Consider the following 19497-nt stretch of genomic DNA (forward strand, 5'->3'; position numbering starts at 1 on the left):
TTATATTGTATCATAAACAATTAAAACGGCTGTGAATATTTTCATGGCCGTTTTTCTTTATATGAAAGCAAAAAATCCTCGAGGACTTCTGCGACCTGCTCAACTTTTCCTTCACGGATAAACAGGCAGACCTCATCCCCTACAGTCGTAACATCCTGATAACCATACCCGGAACCTGTGCCTTTCCAATCATGTGCGATGCTGAAAACAGTATCCCAATCTCCAGAAGGTATTAACTTGTTAAGAATTCTTTCACAGCCTTCAACCACATACTCATAGAACTCCAGCTTTAGTTTAGAAATCTTCATATCCGCCTGAGATGGAGTAGAAATATCCTCGCCGCCCTTTTTAAAACAATATTCCCTAAATACATCAATCAACTGAGAGTATGAGGCTGGCTTAGATAAAGTACTGTCAAAACCAGCTTCAAAATAGCTGTCTATGTCTTCTTTAAAAACATTTGCTGTAAAAGCTACCACTGGAGTTCTGTGAAGCTGTTTCTCTTTTTCATAGCTACGAATCCTGCCTATAGCTTCAACTCCATCCATTACCGGCATTTTTACGTCCATCAAAACAATACTGAAAGTTCTAACCTTAAATTGTTCAACGGCTTCAGCTCCATTAACAACCTCTACCAGCTCAATTCCACATCCTTCCAGCAAACTTCTAACCAGCATTCTGTTATAATAATTATCTTCAGCAAGCAGAACACTGGTCCCTTTCTCAAAACAATCCTGTTTTGAGCTGATCATTTTCTTTTCCAGATAGTTTTCATTAGGAAATAACGAGGCAAAAGTTTCAATAAAATTCAATTCATGGACAGGCTTTACGATAACAGCTTTTACTAATGGATGTTTTTGCTGAAACGATTTCGATCCTAGTTCATTTAACTTAACCAATAAAACTATTTTTAGATCTGCTGAATATTTTAATATCTCATTTAAAAGGTCTGTAATTAATTCCGTAATTGAAACATCAATAAAAATTACATCAAATTTATGCTTTGCTGCGACAGTTTTTAACAATTCAACAGAATCATAGACACATTCAAGGTTCCCACCAAACTTTACAGCAAGACCTTCTAAGCTCTTTGCGACATGAATATTGGGGACAGCCGCAAGCATTTTCATCCCGGTAATATCTATAAGAGATTCCTCGCTCTGATCCTCCAAAAATTTAAATACAGCTTCAAAACAGAATTCAGCCCCACCCTGTAGAAGATTTGAAGCTGAAATTTTACCCCGCATCATCCACGCCAGCTTCTTGCAAATAGAAAGCCCGAGACCGATTCCACCACTATTCAGATCATCTACCGAAACCTGAGTGAAGCTATCGAAAATATCATCCAGTCTGGATTCAGGAATCCCTCTTCCGGAATCACTAACTTTAAAAACCAATCTTCCTGAATTTTCAGTCTCTCTGCTAAGAAATTCCACCTCAAGAATAATCTCACCGGAATCAGTAAATTTGCACGAATTAACCATCAAGTTAGCCAAAATCTGCTGTAGTCTGAGAAAATCACCTCTCAACAATAAAGGGACATCTTCTGAAACCACAACCGCAACTTCCAGCCCTTTCTTGTGTGCCGTCAGAGCGATTTCTTCAACGGTTTTACTTATGACATCCCTTAAATCAAAATCATTTTCTTCAAGCTCGATATTACCGGATTCTATCTTAGAAAAATCCAGAATCTCTCCAAAAAGACCGAGCATGTTTTGACCGCATGATCTGGCTATATCAATATACCGTTTTTGCTCCGGGTCGATATCAGTCCGGTGCAACAGTTCAGTCATCCCGAGAATAGTGTTTATAGGCGTGCGTATCTCATGACTCATACTGGCCAGAAATAAACTTTTAGCGTTATTAGCTTCTTCGGCCTGCTTTACAGCTTGCTCCAACGCAATTTTGGTTAGTTCAAGCTCACTGATATCAATAAAAGTTTCGAGTAGAAGCCGCTCACCTTTTGAACCTTTAAATGATGAAACTGTTAAGATAATGTATAAATCCTTATTGTGAACAGAACGTAAACAATAATTCCAAAGTTCTTCATTACTATCATTGCATATCGGGCAGTCTTCAGCAAAAGGAACAAAAAATTCATGTAATGAATGACCTTTTATATCTTCAAGTTCATTTTCTAAAACTTTAAGAGCAAATGGATTAGCATCAATAATCTTATTAGCTACTGGTTCAGCAATTATAATTCCAGCTCTAATGGTACTGAAAAGTCTGCTATTAATAAATTTAAAATTATTTCCACCTGAGTTAGATTTAGTAAAACATTTTTTTTGATAGCTAAGTTGATTAACTATTGATTTTTGTTTGTTATAATCAATATTTTTTAAATTTTTATAGTCATTATCTTCATTTGAAGAATAAAATAGAATAATTGCTGTAATAAGTATTACACATAAGAGGCAAGAAGACAGAATTATAACGGCATACACTGAATCGAGAAATATTACACCGAAAGAAAAAACAATTAAGATACAAGAAAGATAGATAACACTTAAACGGAAAGAAATCCCGGGAAGACTTAAAAAAGACCGCCATTCAATCATTAACAATCCCATTTATTATAATTAGTACATTATCTTCTTAACACTCTAAAAAAATACGATATGTATAATAAGACACATGCAATATAAATAGTAAATGAAACTTTGGAAAGTAATTACCTCGCAGCAAGGGAATATTGTTACTGCTGAGAAGGCTTCCCGGAACAAAGTATTAATTATTATTTTGACTTGGAAACATATATGAACATGCCTGCGACAGCTGTAAAAGGAGCAACTGCTACCAGTCCGAAACTTCCGGCAATAGTTTTTACAACTTCAGCTGAAACATAAATAAAATTGAAAGTATTCTCTACAGGTACACCCTGAGCCATAAAAGCCATCAGAAGAGTTATAAAGCCTCCTGAGTAGGCAAGCAGCAAAGTAGTTGTCATCGTTCCAACAACAGCGCGACCTACTCTAAGTCCTGACCTCAAAGCCTCAATACGTGATATTCCCGGATGAGCGAGCACGACCTCAGCCATACTTGCGGAAACATCCATTGCCAAATCCATTACCGCACCTGAACAGGCCAAAAATATAGCAGCTATGTATATCTTGGTAAGATCAAGATGCCCGTATCCAGAGTACAGTAGAGTTTCAGCAAATGGCATAACTGCACCATGCAGATTAAGACTGTAAGTGAAATATACTGCGATCAGACTGCTTGAAATAACACCTGAGATAGCCCCGATAAAAGCTACAGTCCCTTTACGGTTTATTCCTGCAACCATGAATATGATAACTGCGCAAAGGATAATGACGATAGTCATAGTAAGGATAACAGGATTATAACCATTAAGAAGCCATGGAACTAGAATCTTCCATATGGCCATTGCTGTAAAAAGAAATGACAGCAAAGCCTTTGCCCCTGTCCAGCCGCCAAAGACAATTAAAAGTAGGGCAAAAACTCCAAGAAGCCAAAGTTCAGTTGCTATACGGTAGTGGTCCTGAGGATTGGCATAAACAATATCCCCATTATCATTTAACGAAAGAACTACAAAAGCAGTATCTCCGGGACTGAACAGTTTATCTTTATCCATACGTCCCAGCAGATCGTTCTGGGCTTCAAGAACCCTTCCCTTGAATTTTCCATTCAGGATTTTAAGTTTAACCTGTTGAGGTCCGGTCTTAACCATGCCGAACATATGAACATCGGAATTATTTACAGAAAGAATTTCGCCACGGACCCTTTCAGCGTTACCGGCGATACGTCCTTCGTACTCTGTAGGCATAAAATACATTGCCACTGTGAGTACTGCAAAAAAAAGAACCAGCAGAGCGTCTTTATCCAGATTTTTAACAGAAAATGACATAATTAATCCTAAATAAAACAGGGTGAAGACTATGCTCCACCCTGTATCAAAAGATTATAAATAATTTTTATTAGTTAGAAGCAAGTTTAGCTGATCCGTTATCAACGATTTTTACTGAAGGTTTGGCGCCCAGAACGGACATTACTTTAAGAGCTATATCCGTATTGTCATAGTAGCCATCGAAAACAGAACTACCAACGCCCATTGCGGAAGTTGAAATAGGTACGGCTGTATGTTTGAAAGAAGTCCATCCGAGACCAGCATTATTATTAAGGATATGAGTAATGGTAACGGTCAGGGGATCATAACTTCCATACATATTGTAAAGTTCAGGGTCGCCGACTTTTTCACCGCTCATAGTACGCTGATAGGCATCCTTAAGCATTGCGAGCTGATAGTCTTTCACAACCATAGGATCTTTTTTAGCATTTCCGGCAAATTTAAGTCCGAAATAGTGAGTTATAGTTGGTTCAAAAGTTTCAAATTTCTGACCTTTATTTTCTTTCTTCCAAAGGTCTACCACCTGATCAGTAAACTGCTGGAAGGAAATATCCTGAGGAGTCAGAGCATTAAAATAGGACTGATATTTTGTTCCAGCAAATCCGAGTGTGAGTCCACCACACTCATGGTCACCAGTAACAACAATCAATGTTTCATCAGGATGTTTTTTGGCAAAATCTACAGCCTTTGCAATGGAGTCATCAAAGGCAACGGTATTGTGAATAAAGGCGGCAGCATCGTTAGCATGACAGGCCCAGTCAATTTTTCCACCCTCGACCATGAGGAAGAAACCTTTGGGGTTGTCGAGCATTTCAATAGCTTTGGAAGTGAACTCAGGCAGAGTGATGTCCTTGGAACTCATATCCATTGCATAAGGCAGCGCTTTTGCATCCTGAAGCCATGCGTTCCAAGCAATAACTTTTCCATCAGAAGGCTTGAGAGACATAAAGTCATCTTTATTTGTTACAACCCGATATCCGGCCTTTTTGATAAGATCTAAAGCATTTCCACGGAAATCAGATGAATTTTTCTTTTTATTTGTGGGATCTTTGAGTCCTCCACCACCGAAGAAATCAAAATTACTTTCAGAAAGAGCTACGTCAATATCATAATACTGACCGCGAGCAGGAACATGTGCGTAAAAACCTGCAGGAGTTGCATGGTCGATAGATACACTGGAAACAATACCAACTTTTTTACCCATATCACGGGCCATTTCAGCTACGGATTTTACATGACGCTGATCAGGACGCATACCGAGCATACCAATATTTGTTTTCTGTCCGGTAGCAATAGCAGTTGCAGCAGCGGCAGACCCGGTAATAAAACGGTCTGCGGCATAAGTAGTTGTCAGCCCCTGAGCCGGCATCTGATCCATGGTGAGTTTTTTGCCTATAAAATGTTCGGCAGCCATTCTCTGGGGGATACCCATTCCGTCTCCGATGAAAAGAAAAACGTACTTTGCCGGTTTACCATTATAAACCGAAACCTTTTTAGTTTTGGCAAAAGCCGGAGTTGTTGCGGAGACAGCAACAATCAATCCAGTAAGCAATAGGGTCTTGAATTTTCCACAAACAGTCATGTTTTTTTCCTCATTTTGTTTAGAATATAAATCTATTCAAACCACGCAGAGAGTTACCAATAATGTGTTAAGAAAATGTCACGGATGGACGGCGAATATGTTAACCTGACCAATTAGTTAATTAATGTACTTATAACACATTGAATTAAACTGATAACTAAATTGAAAAGCAAAAAACAATTTGAAAGTGAATTGGCAGATATTTTTGACATGCTACAAATAAAAAAGGCGCAGAAGCAAAACTTCTGCGCCTTATACCCTTTAAAAGGGTTAAAACTATTTCTGGAGGCCGGACTGAACGTCCTTGAGGAGCTCCTGAACTTTAGCGAGTTTTGCCTGATCATCCTCGCTAACCTGCTGGCTGATGTAGCCTGCTTTCTGGTTCATTTCCTCGATAATGCCATCCATAATGATATTTCTGGTGCGCTGAGGCATTTTTTCCAGTTCTCCGAGTCTTGAATCAACAGTATTCATCTGGCTGTTCAAAGAAGCGACTTCGCCCCGAACAGACTGAAGATCTTTAACTTCTGAAGTCAGACCTACAAGGTTCTGATTAAGACCGTAAAAGAAAACTACGAGAAGAACTACAGCCATGATGGATATTATGACTGCGATTTTTCCCATGTCTTTGTGAGCGTTATCAGTAATGCCGTCAGTGAAATTTTCCGGGGTCACTTCAGACTTTTTCTGATAATCTTCAAATTGGTGCACTTTTTCAGTAGCTGCGCTCATTACAACTCCTCCTAAATGGTCGTGTTTGATTGTGAGGAAGTGAACATACTTTAATGGTCCTCCCAAATCAAGAATTTACTGGTATAAAAAGCCTTTTTTTTCAATTTTAGCATAATATTTCAAAGAGCTACACTATATATCTACAAGATTGTATTTATTTCTTCTCAAATAATCCTGTGAAGCTCATATTTATAAAATCAACTGACCTCAATCGATCTTTAATGCTTAAAAACTGCAGATATTAACTCGACACCGGAAATTTCTTCACGCAAAAATTTTAAAAATAAACTTCTCCTTAAAATATTCTCTCTGGAGCTTCATTAAATGGAATAATTTTCCTGTTTTTTACAGGCATGAAGTTTGCTTAAATTTTCTATATTTTTATAAACAAAGGAAAATGGAGCTTAGAGATGATAGCCTCAACTTCAGCCGCAAGACTTCAATATCAGACAGGGATTTACGGTCCCAATTCTAATGGGACAACTCAAAATAGTTCAAAATCAAAAATGGAAAGAGCTGCTTCAAGCTTCAATACTTCCATTCAGGCTTCAAAGATAAAAAAACAAATTCAGATGCAGTTCAATGTTGGCAGCATGCTTTTGAACTCTGATGAACAAAATCAGGTCAATTCTTATTTCGGCCAGATCGATCAAATATATGGGGTAGACAAAAACGAAAACCTTAAAGAAGAACAGATAGCCAGATACCATGAACTTGAGGCAGAGCTCAATAAAATGAGTGGCATACCTGATGAAATGAAAAAACTTACACAGGAAGAACAAAGTCAGGTTGACGACCTTCAGGATCAGCTTGATGAACTCTATAAATTAAAACCCACCAAGGAACCAGAAGGGAGCGATCTTCAAAGAGCTGAAAGTTTAAAATGGGAACTGAAAAAATTACACTATCCTGAAGGAAGAGTCCTCAACGCAGCAGAAAAGCGTAAAGAAAAAAGCATTGAAGATGAGATCAAGGATATTTTCGGAATAGAAGGTCCTAAAGAGCTCACAGCTGAAGAACAGGAAAAAGCTGACGATTTAAATAAACAGATAGATAAAATTTATGGCTACGAACATAAAGAGCTGACGGAAGAAGATAAAAAACGAGCCAACGAGATTTTAGACGAGATGGAACAGATAGTAGGCAATCTGGCTACCGAAGGTTTAAGCTCGACTGAAAAAAATCTTTTCTGGAAACTTAACAGTCGCATTAACGAGCTTACAGAAACAAGTAAAACCAGAGACCTGAGCGATGATGAACTTCAGGAATTGCAGGAAACAAACGGTTATATTGACACCTTGTTAAATAAAGCAAAAGACATTCAGGATCAGCAGGATCAACAGGCCAGCAGCGTCTACTCTCAAATGAACGGCTTTTTTGCCCAGCGTGGAATGGATTACGGTGGAACACTTTTCTCAATGGATATTTAGATTATTGCAAAATGATCCTCTATCAGGGCTTGAAAAGCATACGATTTTTACATACCTCTATTAACGTCGTTTGCAGGGAGGAGCTTAAAACAGCATAAGCAATTATGCCGGGATAAAATATTCTTTTTATCCGGAAATATCCCTGCCCTGATAAGGAGTAAAAAATGCCAATATTTGAATTTAAATGCCCGAAATGCGGCAAAGAATTTGACAATCTGGTAATGCCCGGAAAAGAAGTCGTTGCAGAATGTCCTGATTGTGGAAATAAAAAATGCGAAAAACTGCTCTCTTGCGGAAATGTTCGCCCGAATGGAATTCCATCAGGAAAAGGTGGTTACAAACTTCCACCGTGCAAATGTCATCAATAAATTTTAAAAGCGTATCTTTGGTTGAAGATACGCTTTTAAAATAACATACTGATTTTAATTAAAATATCTATAATAATTCTTAAAATCCCTGATGGTAAATAACAAAATCTCCAGTCTTACGATAAATAAAACATTTATCCGCAGCTATTCCCAGTCTGCTATCAATATCTTCCAGCCATGCAGTTCTGCCAAAAGCATGCATAGGAATAAAAAGATTAGGTTTCACATGCTGAGCGAAATAAGGAGCACCAGCAAGACTGGAAAGCCTTCTATCAACATTTGAAAAACCTATATCTATACCTTCTGCGGCAATTTTACTTACTGCATCCTTAAAGAACTTAGCTGCAAAATTTCGTTGCGCTTCAGGAGCCTCTTCCCAATCCCATTGAGCAAGGTCCCCACCAAAATAAATTTTAAGTCCGTTCTTCAAGGTAATTATGAATGCCACCCCGAGATCATTTGAGATCAAGGTTTTTATACTCATCTGCCCTTCGTGATATTCAGCATCAGGTTCAACAGACAAAACATCTTCACCTTCAAAATCAGGATACATATCTAAAATATCATCACTGGCAATAATCTTTAAAGAAGCGGCACTGGAACAAGTTTTACGTAAGTTAATATCAAAATGGTCAGAATGACTATGCGAAATAAAAATCGTTATATTCTGACCTGTAATCTCTTTTTCCAAGGCCTGCATATGACTCTTAAATTGCTTTTTTTCAGCAGGAACATCAAAAACGAGAACATCTTCAGAAGTTTTCAATACAAAACAATTATGAAAAATATGAACTATACGAACATCAGGCATTAACTCTTCAACCTTGCTACTGTTCACATTCAGATTCAAAAAAAGCCCGGCTTACAGGAAGATAAACATGGGCATAGGATCTGAGATGCCCTGAAAGAAACTCTGCATAATCACCTGATCCACAAAAAAGATCCACCCTAGTCCCCTTAATGGCTCCACCTGTATCCTGAGCCATCACGAGTTTTGCGAACGATTTAGTGACATCAGATTCTTTTGTAGGAAGATTGGTTGTCAAAGCTGCAACAGCCCCAAGGGGTATCACCTTACGATCAACCGCTATGCTGGACATTGGAGTAAGTGCCCTGTTCATAGATCCGAAGGGTCCCTCGTCATCAAGCCTGAAAAAGACATAACTTGGATTGGTAATAAGAAGTTGATGGACCATGTAGGGATGCTCTTCAAGAAATTTACGAATTTTCTGCATGCTCATCCCTTCTTTAGGCATCAACCCTCTGTTGATAAGAACCTTTCCCAAGGACACATACTTTAAACCATTTTTCCCGGCATACAGAACATGCTTTATGCTGCCGTCAGGGAAGACCAGCCGTCCTGAACCCTGTATCTGGAGAATAAAAACATCTACCAGATCTTTAACCCAGGCTATTTCCAGCCCCTCTCCTTTAAGAACTTTTTCATAATCTATTTTTTCCCGACTGAAGTAAGGCTCAATATGGTCATCAACTACACGGTACAGTAATTTCTGTCCGGACCAGCGGTGATGAAAGTCACCCAGATTTACAGTTTTAAGATCATCAGGTACCCGGTACAACGGATAAGGATATTCAGGAGTCTGTTTATCTGAAGCTTCAAGCCACGGCTCATAATACCCGGTCATAAAAGTTCTTGGCTCAAGCCCAAACCAGATGAAACTGTCTTCAAGAAGCTCAGGATGTTCATTAAGTTGAGGAAGCAGCTTTAACAGCTCAACATTAGTCTCCAGCAACATTTTCCAGCTGATTTTAAATGTCCCGTATTTTACAGCCACTCCATCAGGATTTTTGTGCGATAGATAATCGATATTATGCTTGATTCCAGCTTCAAGATCATTCCAGTTAAAATCAGGCCCTGATTCTTCAGTAAGCCTTCTTATCAGGGATTCAACCTTATTATCTGGAAGGCGCACATAATCCTTTCCCGGTTCACGGCTCTCATGCATAAAAGCACACCCGGAAAAACCAATGACGAATAATGCTGAAACTATCAGAATAACTACACGACAATATTTCATAATAATTAAATTTAAATGCTATAATTAGGCTTGATTAGATTTAAGAATTTCGAAAATAACTGATTCAAGGAGGAGAGGTTACTTAAACAAAATGCAAATGCAAGCAAAAATAATTTTTACTTAAGAAACTATATGCCCTTTGACATTTATACTAAAAACTAATCTTCCTCATTATCGTCAAGACAATATGCGTTTCTACTATCAAGAACGTCTTTAAATTCTTCACCGTAAATATCCAGCATAACCATGAGGAAGGTCAAAACTAACGGTCCATAAAGCAATCCTAAAGCTCCAAAAGCATTAATACCGCCTAAAATGGATAAAAATACATAAATAGTTGAAACTCGTGAAGATTCTCTAACAATTATTGGTCTTAGAACCGTATCGATTCCTGTAACTAAAATTCCACACCATAATAAAAGAAAAAGAGCTGCTGTATATTTCCCGACTATTAATAGATAAATCAGAGCTGGAACCCAGACTATCCCGGTACCCAGTACAGGAATCAGTGAACAGAATCCCATAAGTGTTCCCCAGAATAAAGCCGGGATGCTTACTAGGGCCAGACCTATTCCGCCAACAAGACCTTGGAGCATAGCAATAAAAATACTGCCGAATAAAACAGACTTAGAAACTTTACGAAGACTTGTGATGATAAAATTTTCCTGTTCTATCCTCAGTGGAGAAAGATAGCAGACTCGTTTTATGATGCGATGCCCATCCTTTAGAAAAGAAAAAACCAAAAAGGCCATAATTAAGAAATGGGCAAAAAGGCTGGCGGTGTTACCTGCTATCCAGGTACCGGAGGTCAACATCATCTGGCCGAAAGTTCGAGATATTTCCAATATTCTGGACTGGATATCACCACTGTCTATATGAATAAAAGGTAACTTCGCCTGAATTAATTTGATATAATAATCAAACTTGTAGGAGCTTACGAGAGATGAAAAATCTGTAGTTTTTATCCAGTTGTTAATAGCTGTAACTGAATCAACACCCTGACCAAGCAACCCGAAAAAAAAGAACACAGCCGGAATGATGATTGCGAAAACAATTATGACCACAGTTAAAAAGGCTGCCACCCCTTTCCTGCCGCCTATATGTGAACTTATCCGGCAGCTCAAAGGGTAAAACAATCCAGCCAGAACAATTGAAATAATGACGGTATTTAAAAACGGCCTTATGACGGCGTAGCCAAGAGCCAGAGATATAAAAAGAAGCAGAAGAAGAGATATTGTGTATATTTTAGAGCTCTTTAAAAGCTCATTTTTAGCAGGAATCATGATTCACCTTGAAATTAAAGAAATGGCAATAGGTTTGTTAATCAGATTTAAACAGATATTCAGCCATCGCTGACAATGTCAGATCAGACTGCTTTTTCAACTTTGAAACAGCCTTCTGTATAGCATCAATATCCGCTGTTCTTACAGTCTTTTCAATATCAACAGTAGATCTGCTTATCTGCTTTGCTCCGGCATCAAGAGCCATCCCTCTTATTATTCCTGCCTGCTCAACCATTGAGTCAACGTCACACACTTCACTGAATTCATCCAGCTTGGCCACATGTCCCGGCAGAGTTCTCATAAAATGACTGTAAACTTCACGGACCAAAGCGTCATTACCTTCAAACCTTCCAAGAGTGCCTTCTATATCCAGTACAGGATCACTATCATTTTTTTTGAAATTTTTTGTAGAATCAGCATCATTTTCAGCAGCATCAAGAACCGACATAATCCCTGACATCAGACTGCCTGCACTGACCGGTTTAGCAAGATATCCACTCATTCCGACATCGAGACATCTCTCGCGGTCTCCTTTCATAGCATGGGCGGTCAAAGCCAGCACAGGAATATCCTTCCTGATATTTTTTGTTTTGCCGGAGCGGATAATCCTTGTAGCTTCAAACCCGTCCATAACAGGCATCTGGACATCCATGATTACGAGATCAAAATTTTTCTTTTCAAGCATGTTAATAGCTTCGATACCATTTTCAACAATTTCCAGCTCGCATCCCATTCGACCTAGAAAAGTTTCAACAACACGTCTCGTAATCATATTATCATCGGCGAGAAGAATACGGTAAGGCTTTGAAAATTTAGAAACCTGTGCAGAAATGCTCTGCTCATCGCTTTTCTTTTGTTTACCGGCCAGCTCAAACTCCGCAGTAAAATGGAAATCACTGCCCTGAGCTGGTTCCGTTTCCATCCATATTTCACCACGTAGCATTGAAACAAGCTTATATGAAATCGTAAGTCCAAGACCTACCCCGCCTTTATTGCGAGTCATATAATTTTCAAGCTGAGTGAAACTCTCAAAAATTTTATCAGCCTTGGTCTGAGGGATGCCTACTCCGGTATCAGAAACAGAAAATTCCAATACAATTTTGGCAGACTGAATATTTTTATCGGGCAGGCCACGCTTGACAAAAACTTCGACGACCACACCACCATCATCAGTAAATTTAATTGCGTTACTGACTAAATTATTCAAAATTTGCGATAATCTGCCGGAATCTCCCTTCAGGGCTAAGGGGACATCTGGATCTATATTACACTCAAGAAAAAGACCTTTTCTCTTAGCTAAAGATTCGTGAGCCTGTATCGTTGCCTGCAAACTTTTTTTCAGATCGAAAACGCCTTCTCTAAGTTCAAGAATTCTGGCTTCTATTTTTGCGTAATCCAGAAGATCATTCAGAACGCCTAAAAGTGAAGCGGCAGATTCTTTGATCAGCTTGAGATAATCACGCTGCTCAGCGTTTATTCTTGAACTGAGTAAGATATCGGTCAGTCCCATGATACCATTCATAGGAGTTCTTAATTCATGACTGACAGTGGCTAAGAATGAACTTTTAGCTTCATTTGCAGATTCAGCTTCTCTAATGGCAAGCTTCAGGTCCTGCTCCATTGTGTGCTTATATAAAGCGACCTCAATAGCAGAACGAAGATCACGCTCTTCAAAAGGTTTGAGGAGGTATCCAAACGGGCCGGACAATTTAGCTCTGTTAAGAGTCTGCTCATCAGAATAAGCAGTGAGAAAAACAACTGGAATATCATTATTTCTGATAATTAAATCAGCGGCTTCAATACCGTCCATTTCTCCACGGAGCTTAATGTCCATTAAAACAAGATCGGGTGAAAGAGAAGCTGCCTTTTGCAGGGCTTCTTCGCCAGTTACGGCTTCACCGGCGATATCATATCCAAGCCTGCGCAGGGTTACCTGAATGTCGAGATTGACTATTTTTTCGTCATCCACGACCAGAATTCTCTTGCCGCCCATCAGCTTTTTTGCCTCCGATAATTATTCAAAAGTAAATATATTCAAAATTGCCAAGAAGATAATGACATACACAAAAGAGTTTCATTAAACAATAAAGAGATCTGGCTGCCAAAAATAAAAGTAACGTTCTATCATCCCAACTTACATTACTATTTTTATTTCAGAATAAAATCATAATTCTTTTTTTAAATCAAGATAACAAAAAAATGGCGGCCATCTAAAATGACCGCCATTTTACTAAAAAAAGCCGATTTTATTGCGAAAAACTATAAAATCTGATCAAGAAACTGTTTAAGCCTCGGATGCTCTGCAGAATTAAAAAATTCTTCAGGTGGAGCAGATTCAATAATTTTACCATGATCCATGAAAATAATACGGTCGGCAACTTCGCGGGCAAAGCCCATTTCGTGGGTAACAACAACCATTGTCATCCCTTCAATCGCCAGATTTTTCATAACATCAAGAACTTCACCGATCATTTCAGGATCAAGAGCCGAGGTGGGTTCATCAAACAGCATAATTTTGGGATTCATCGCCAAAGCTCTCGCAATGGCAACACGCTGCTTTTGACCACCGGAAAGTTTGGAAGGATAAACATCGGCTTTATCTTTAATCCCGACCTTGTTCAAAAGATCCATACCGGTATGGATTGCTTCGTCTTTTGATATTCCCTTCAATTTCATCGGGGCCATTGTTAAATTTTCCAGAACACTTTTATGAGGGAAAAGGTTGAATGACTGAAAAACCATTCCCAGTTCCTGCCTGATGGCATTGATGTCATTTTGCGGATCATGAACATTTTTACCATCGACAAGGATTTCACCCCTGTCTATTTCTTCAAGCCTGTTGATAGATCGCAGCAAAGTACTCTTACCTGATCCTGAAGGGCCAAGAATAACTACCTTTTCACCCGGCTTAACTTCCAAAGAAACATCAGACAGAGCTTCAAGCTTACCGAAAAATTTATAAACATTGCTGATTTTAATTATTGAATCATTTTTCATACTGGCTCAACCTCTTTTCCATATAGCTGACCCCTCTGGAAAGAATCAGTGTAATCAGCAGATACAGCAGCGCGATCATGGTATAAGTTTCAAAATAATTGAAACTTTCAGCGGCAAATTCACGCCCTCTACGCAAAATATCCGCAACAGCGATAATCGAGACAAGTGAAGTATCCTTAAGTAATGCAATAAATTCATTGCCGACAGGAGGAAGTATTGTCCGCCATGCCTGAGGAAGAATAACCATGAACATGGTCTGACGAGAATTAAATCCTAAAGAACGGGATGCTTCGGTCTGCCCGTCATCAATAGACTCAATGCCAGCCCTGAAAACTTCACCCATATATGCTCCATAACAGACACTCATTGCGATAATTGCGGAAAGAGTATCGGGAACAGTAAAAAATCTTCCCAAAGCGTAATAAATGTAAAAAAGCTGAACAAGAAGGGGAATACCGCGAACAACTTCAACATAAGTAGAAGCTATCAGGTTTATCAGTTTATTTTTAGAAAGCCTTCCCAGACCTGTGAGCAGCCCGAGAACCAAAGCCCCCATGATAGAAAAAATAGTAACTTTAAAGGTAACCAGTATCCCGTCTGGAACAAATAATAAAATATCTTTGTAAGGATCGGGCTGGGCAATTACCAGATACGCGATTATTGAAATCGCTCCGATAAATGATACCCACCATGCACTTATTATCCCGTCACCTGTTTTGGGAATGCTGGCACCATCTGTAACGTCAATTTTAACAACTTTGTCTGCCATAATCTTATCGGCCCCTCAGAATAAGACCGGAACCGGAGTCTTCCGGTTCCGGTCTGCAGTTATCATCTTAGTCCGGATTAAATCTCAGCTATTTTCCAAACCATTTAGCTTTGATACGGTCATATTCGCCATTCTTTTTAACAGCTTCAATTCCCTTATTAAGGAGATCAAGGACTTCATTATTCTTTTTATTTACAGCGACACCATAGTATTCCGGGTTATCACTTTTCACAATAAAAGCAATTTTCAGCTTGGTGGCATACTGCTTATTCTGAAGGGCATAGTTTGCAGCGATAGGATCATCACAAACAACTGCTGAAAGCCTGCCATTGTAGAGGTCTTCCATAGCGAGGCCTATTTCATCATAAGATTTGGCAACAGCACCTTCAGCTTTTTTAATTGCAAAATATCCGGTTGTACCGATCTGAGCTCCTACAGGCTTACCGGAAAATGCGGAAAGATCTTTGGCATCACTGTCTTTAGGAACAACAACAGCCTGCTTGACCTCAAAATAAGGTACTGTAAAATTCATTGCTTTTTTACGTTTTTCGTTAATTGAAACGGAAGAGCAGATAGCATCATATTTTCCGGCTTTAAGGCCTGCAAAAATACCATCCCAAGCTGTGTTGGAAATTTTAATGTCATATCCACCAGCCTTGGCTGCCGCTTTCATAAGATCAACGGAAAAACCGACAATTTCTTTGTCAGAATTAACAAATTCCATCGGTGGCCATGTGCAGTCCGAAGCTATTGAAATAACCTTTTTAGCTCCTGCAAAAGCTGCGCTGGCAACGAACGTCATAGCTAGAACAATCAGAAAAACTTTTCTGAACATTTAAATTCCTCCCTAAATTAATTGAAAAAACAGCCTTCAAAATGACAACATTGAAAATTATACAATTTAATACTCGTGTCAACTTTCCTTTTTATATACAATATTGTTTCCTTAATAACTAAATCAACGCCTTGATTTTTTCGTATCTTGTAATTTCTGCCAATCACATGTAGGAGTTACCGATTCTTAAGCAAATGAGGAAAACTATGATTAATCATCAAAAAGAAGAAAGACAGGAAGCGGTTGAGGTTATCTGCCCGAAGTGCAGAGAAACACAGATTGTATACTTCCCAAGGGAATCCATGCCGACCTGCCCTGTTTGCAAAATAGAAATGGTTGTTAAAGAAGTTTTGACTGAAGGAAAATACGGTTGATCGGATATTAAATCCGTCCCGTTCTAATTAATGATATAAATCCGGCTCATAAGATGGGAAAAATCCTGACTGCCGCCACGCTAGTCAGCTTTAGGGATTATGCTCCGGATTTTAATGGTTCGGCTATGCCGATTGTTTACTATTATAACTTTTTTGCTGGAAGGAGTGACGTAATGAAAAAGATCAGTCTGCTGCTTGCCCTGGTTATGATCCTGGGCTTCACAGCCAACGCATTTGCAGTCTCAACAATTGACTCAGTATTAAAACGCAATGAACTTCGTTGCGGGATTGACTCAGGTTACATTCCGTTTGAAATGACAGATAAGACCGGTAAATTTATCGGCTTCGAAATAGACCTTGCCCGTGAACTGGCAAAAGCTATGGGTGTTAAATTTGTTCCGGTAAACATGGCCTTTGATGGTATTATCCCTGCACTCAAAACAGATAAAGTAGATATCATTACAGCAGGTATGACCGTAACTCAGGAACGCAACCTTCAGGTCAACTTTGCAGAACCGATTATCACCGTAGGACAGACTGTAATCGTAAACAAAAAACATGAAGGCAAAGTTAAATCTCACAGAGATCTCAACTCTCCTGAATACACTCTTGTAGCGAAGCTCGGAACAACAGGTGAACAGGCTGCAAAACGCTACTTCCCCAAAGCACACTACAAATCTTTCGACACAGAAACAGATGCGGCCATGGCTGTAGCAAACGGACAGGCTGACGCAATGGTTTATGATCTGCCCTTCAACGCACTTTTCATGGCTGACCATGGTGCAAAGAAACTCTTTTTCCTCGATAAACCTTTTACTTATGAACCAATTGCATGGGGAATTCGTAAGGGTGATCCTGATTTCCTCAATTTCATCAACAACTTCATGCAGCAGATTAAAAATGACGGCAGATACGAAAAACTCTATGCAAAATGGTTTAAAAGCACCAACTGGAAGAAATCACTCCAGTAAGAGCATATAAATTATAGTCCCGGGGAGATTTAAATCTCCCCGGTCCGGTAAAAGTCTAGTGCATAAACTTTTATAAGACTAAATCATGTGTTGAAATTTTTGACCGTCTTCAAGCAGGTCAGGCACAACGAGTTTAAATATGAGCGGACCATCTTCTTCTGATCCTCGAAAAGGACCAGGTTACAATATATTCTGGAAAACAGTTTTCTTTATCGGACTATTCTGCGTCCTTTTTGGACTGTACTATGCAACAAGCAAGGTAGATTATGTCTGGCACTGGAACAGGATTCCCAAATTTTTTTACTACGAAGCATCAATTGACATTCCGACAGATATTGACGGACAGATTGCTTCTATCAAACAAAATGGTAAAAATTCCATCATAGTTGTTAACGGTGATGGAGTTTCTGAGCAGTATGAAGTCCCTGCAAAAAGTGTAAACGTATATGAAGGTGATTCAGTCTTCATTGGCGACACTCTTGGAGTAAGGAAAGAATGGAAAACAGGTATCCTTCTAGAGGGACTATATAAAACCTTACAGGTCAGTGCTATTGCAATAGTTTTCGCTATTCTAATCGGGCTGTTCACAGGTCTGGCAAGAATATCGACAAACCCTGCCTTAAAAATGAGCGCAATCACCTATATTGAACTTATCAGGGGATCACCGCTGCTCGTACAGATTTTTATATGGTACTTTGTAATCGGAACGCTGATCAATAATATCCTGCAAAAATATGATATAGGACAAATTCCACCAATATGGTTCGGAGTGGCCTCCCTTGCTATTTTTGCAGGAGCTTATGTTGCAGAAATTGTCAGAGCAGGAATCCAGTCTGTCAACAGAGGACAGATGGAAGCGGCAAGATCTCTTGGAATGTCCAAGTATCATGCAATGAAACATATTATACTGCCGCAGGCTTTCAGAAGGATTCTTCCTCCCCTTGCAGGTCAGTTTATCAGTATGATTAAGGATTCGTCGCTACTTGGAGTAATTGCAATCAGAGAATTGACTAAAGCTACAAGAGAAGCTGTAAGCACCAGTCTTCAGCCTTTTGAACTCTGGTTTCTCTGCGCCGCACTCTACCTTGTTTTGACATTCGCATTTTCCATGTTTGTTCAATACCTAGAAAAAAGATCGGTACAACGCTGATGATTGAAGTCAAAAATATCTATAAAAATTTTTATATTCCACATCAGGTTCAGGCTCTGTCAGATGTTTCTCACACTATTGAAACCGGACAGGTTGTAGTTGTTATCGGACCTTCAGGGTCAGGTAAAAGTACTTTTCTACGTTGTCTGAACAGACTGGAATATGCAGACTCAGGACAAATTCTTATTGATGATGTTGATATTCTGGACCCAAAAACAAATATCAACAAAATCAGAGAAGAAGTTGGAATGGTTTTCCAATCATTCAACCTATTTCCGCATAAAACTGTTTTAGAAAATATAACCATAGCGCAGATGGTTGTCCGAAAACGGAGCAAGCAGGAAGCTACTGAAAAAGCCATGGCCCTACTTAAAAAAGTGGGAATCCATGATAAAGCAGGGGCATACCCCACCCAGCTTTCCGGTGGACAACAGCAGAGGGTGGCTATAGCCCGTTCTTTGGCTATGGACCCCAAGGTGCTGCTCTTTGATGAACCAACTTCCGCGCTTGATCCTGAAATGATCGGAGAAGTTCTGGACGCAATGAAAACAGTTGCTAAAGAAGGAATGACAATGATCGTTGTTACCCATGAAATGGGTTTTGCACGCGAAGTTGCTGACGAAGTTCTGTTCATGGACCATGGACAGATTCTGGAAAAAGGAGACCCCGAACACTTCTTTGAAAATCCAGAGTCTGAAAGAACTCAACTTTTTTTACGGCAAATTCTTTAATTACTAAGATAAACAAAAACCCCGAATTTATTCGGGGTTTCAGATTGCTGACTAACCCCGTTTTTTTTGAAAGCGGGGTTTTATTACGCCCTATTTCTGTTTGATTTAGTTTGAAAAATTTAAATTTGGTCGATCAAATCCCAAGTTCGAAGCAAAACAGTGAACGGAACTCTCTTTGAAGGCAATAGTTTTAAAAATATCAGAAAATATGCGTCTAGCGCTTAGGATAAGCGCTATTTTCTTCATGTTTTGGCAGGCTGCGCAGAGGAGACTTTGTTCTTGAGCCTTCGAGAGGCCGCGCATTCTGGCATAGCGATGTCCGTGAAGCTCTTTTGCATCAGCAAAACTACGCTCAACGGTTTCTT

At 39.2% G+C, this 19497-nt stretch carries 18 protein-coding genes; 6 read left to right on the forward strand and 12 right to left on the reverse strand.

The window, feature by feature from the left end:
• Positions 1-41: 41 nt before the first annotated feature.
• The 4 genes from G496_RS0112020 to G496_RS0112035 all read right to left on the reverse strand — a co-directional run bounded on the left by G496_RS0112020 (position 42) and on the right by G496_RS0112035 (position 6185).
• Complete coding sequence (locus G496_RS0112020) at positions 42-2561, reverse strand: response regulator (RefSeq protein WP_027179501.1); 2520 nt, start codon at positions 2559-2561, stop codon at positions 42-44.
• 176 nt (positions 2562-2737) lie between these two features.
• Positions 2738-3871 carry a YibE/F family protein gene (locus G496_RS0112025; protein WP_027179502.1) on the reverse strand — a complete coding sequence of 378 codons (1134 nt, stop codon included), beginning with the start codon at positions 3869-3871 and terminating at the stop codon, positions 2738-2740.
• A gap of 70 nt (positions 3872-3941) precedes the next feature.
• Positions 3942-5453 (reverse strand): alkaline phosphatase, encoded by a 1512-nt coding sequence (locus tag G496_RS19600; protein ID WP_051295010.1) that lies wholly within the window; start codon positions 5451-5453, stop codon positions 3942-3944.
• Between the two features lie 276 nt (positions 5454-5729).
• Positions 5730-6185, reverse strand: a complete 456-nt coding sequence (locus tag G496_RS0112035; protein WP_027179503.1) for a hypothetical protein — start codon at positions 6183-6185, stop codon at positions 5730-5732.
• Positions 6186-6595: 410 nt separating this feature from the next.
• On the opposite strand from G496_RS0112035, the gene G496_RS19605 reads away from it, so the two are divergent.
• Both G496_RS19605 and G496_RS0112045 read left to right on the forward strand, forming a co-directional pair.
• Positions 6596-7615, forward strand: a complete 1020-nt coding sequence (locus G496_RS19605; protein WP_051295011.1) for a hypothetical protein — start codon at positions 6596-6598, stop codon at positions 7613-7615.
• A gap of 164 nt (positions 7616-7779) precedes the next feature.
• Positions 7780-7983, forward strand: coding sequence for an FmdB family zinc ribbon protein (locus G496_RS0112045; protein WP_027179504.1), 204 nt, complete (start codon positions 7780-7782; stop codon positions 7981-7983).
• A 79-nt stretch (positions 7984-8062) separates the two neighbouring features.
• Here G496_RS0112045 and G496_RS0112050 read toward each other — a convergent pair whose 3' ends face one another.
• The 7 genes from G496_RS0112050 to G496_RS0112080 all read right to left on the reverse strand — a co-directional run bounded on the left by G496_RS0112050 (position 8063) and on the right by G496_RS0112080 (position 15906).
• Positions 8063-8794 (reverse strand): MBL fold metallo-hydrolase, encoded by a 732-nt coding sequence (locus G496_RS0112050; protein WP_027179505.1) that lies wholly within the window; start codon positions 8792-8794, stop codon positions 8063-8065.
• A 16-nt stretch (positions 8795-8810) separates the two neighbouring features.
• Positions 8811-9950, reverse strand: coding sequence for a murein transglycosylase A (mltA, locus tag G496_RS0112055; RefSeq protein WP_245577914.1), 1140 nt, complete (start codon positions 9948-9950; stop codon positions 8811-8813).
• Positions 9951-10180: 230 nt separating this feature from the next.
• A complete protein-coding gene (locus G496_RS0112060; protein ID WP_027179507.1) occupies positions 10181-11305 on the reverse strand; it encodes an AI-2E family transporter in 1125 nt (374 codons plus the stop codon).
• A 37-nt stretch (positions 11306-11342) separates the two neighbouring features.
• Complete coding sequence (locus tag G496_RS0112065; RefSeq protein WP_027179508.1) at positions 11343-13298, reverse strand: hybrid sensor histidine kinase/response regulator; 1956 nt, start codon at positions 13296-13298, stop codon at positions 11343-11345.
• 266 nt (positions 13299-13564) lie between these two features.
• Positions 13565-14302 (reverse strand): amino acid ABC transporter ATP-binding protein, encoded by a 738-nt coding sequence (locus G496_RS0112070; protein WP_027179509.1) that lies wholly within the window; start codon positions 14300-14302, stop codon positions 13565-13567.
• A complete protein-coding gene (locus tag G496_RS0112075) occupies positions 14292-15071 on the reverse strand; it encodes an amino acid ABC transporter permease (RefSeq protein ID WP_027179510.1) in 780 nt (259 codons plus the stop codon). The genes G496_RS0112070 and G496_RS0112075 overlap by 11 nt, the downstream gene beginning before the upstream one ends.
• Before the next feature lie 88 nt (positions 15072-15159).
• Positions 15160-15906: a basic amino acid ABC transporter substrate-binding protein gene (locus G496_RS0112080; protein WP_027179511.1), complete on the reverse strand. Its 747-nt coding sequence runs from the start codon at positions 15904-15906 to the stop codon at positions 15160-15162.
• 206 nt (positions 15907-16112) lie between these two features.
• Here G496_RS0112080 and G496_RS21290 point away from each other — a divergent pair, with 206 nt between their 5' ends.
• From G496_RS21290 to G496_RS0112100, 4 genes are all read left to right on the forward strand, one after another.
• Positions 16113-16280 carry a hypothetical protein gene (locus tag G496_RS21290; protein WP_169725756.1) on the forward strand — a complete coding sequence of 56 codons (168 nt, stop codon included), beginning with the start codon at positions 16113-16115 and terminating at the stop codon, positions 16278-16280.
• 173 nt (positions 16281-16453) lie between these two features.
• Positions 16454-17251, forward strand: coding sequence for a transporter substrate-binding domain-containing protein (locus G496_RS0112090; RefSeq protein WP_027179512.1), 798 nt, complete (start codon positions 16454-16456; stop codon positions 17249-17251).
• 139 nt (positions 17252-17390) lie between these two features.
• Positions 17391-18401, forward strand: coding sequence for an amino acid ABC transporter permease (locus G496_RS0112095; RefSeq protein WP_027179513.1), 1011 nt, complete (start codon positions 17391-17393; stop codon positions 18399-18401).
• A complete protein-coding gene (locus G496_RS0112100; RefSeq protein WP_027179514.1) occupies positions 18401-19132 on the forward strand; it encodes an amino acid ABC transporter ATP-binding protein in 732 nt (243 codons plus the stop codon). Before G496_RS0112095 ends, G496_RS0112100 begins: the two co-directional genes overlap by 1 nt.
• A gap of 105 nt (positions 19133-19237) precedes the next feature.
• Here the strand turns inward: G496_RS0112100 and G496_RS21480 are convergent.
• Positions 19238-19497, reverse strand: a 260-nt coding sequence (locus G496_RS21480) for a transposase (protein WP_027179515.1), incomplete at its 5' end; no start/stop codon positions are given.

The organism is Maridesulfovibrio bastinii DSM 16055, from assembly GCF_000429985.1.
Lineage (GTDB): Bacteria > Desulfobacterota > Desulfovibrionia > Desulfovibrionales > Desulfovibrionaceae > Maridesulfovibrio > Maridesulfovibrio bastinii.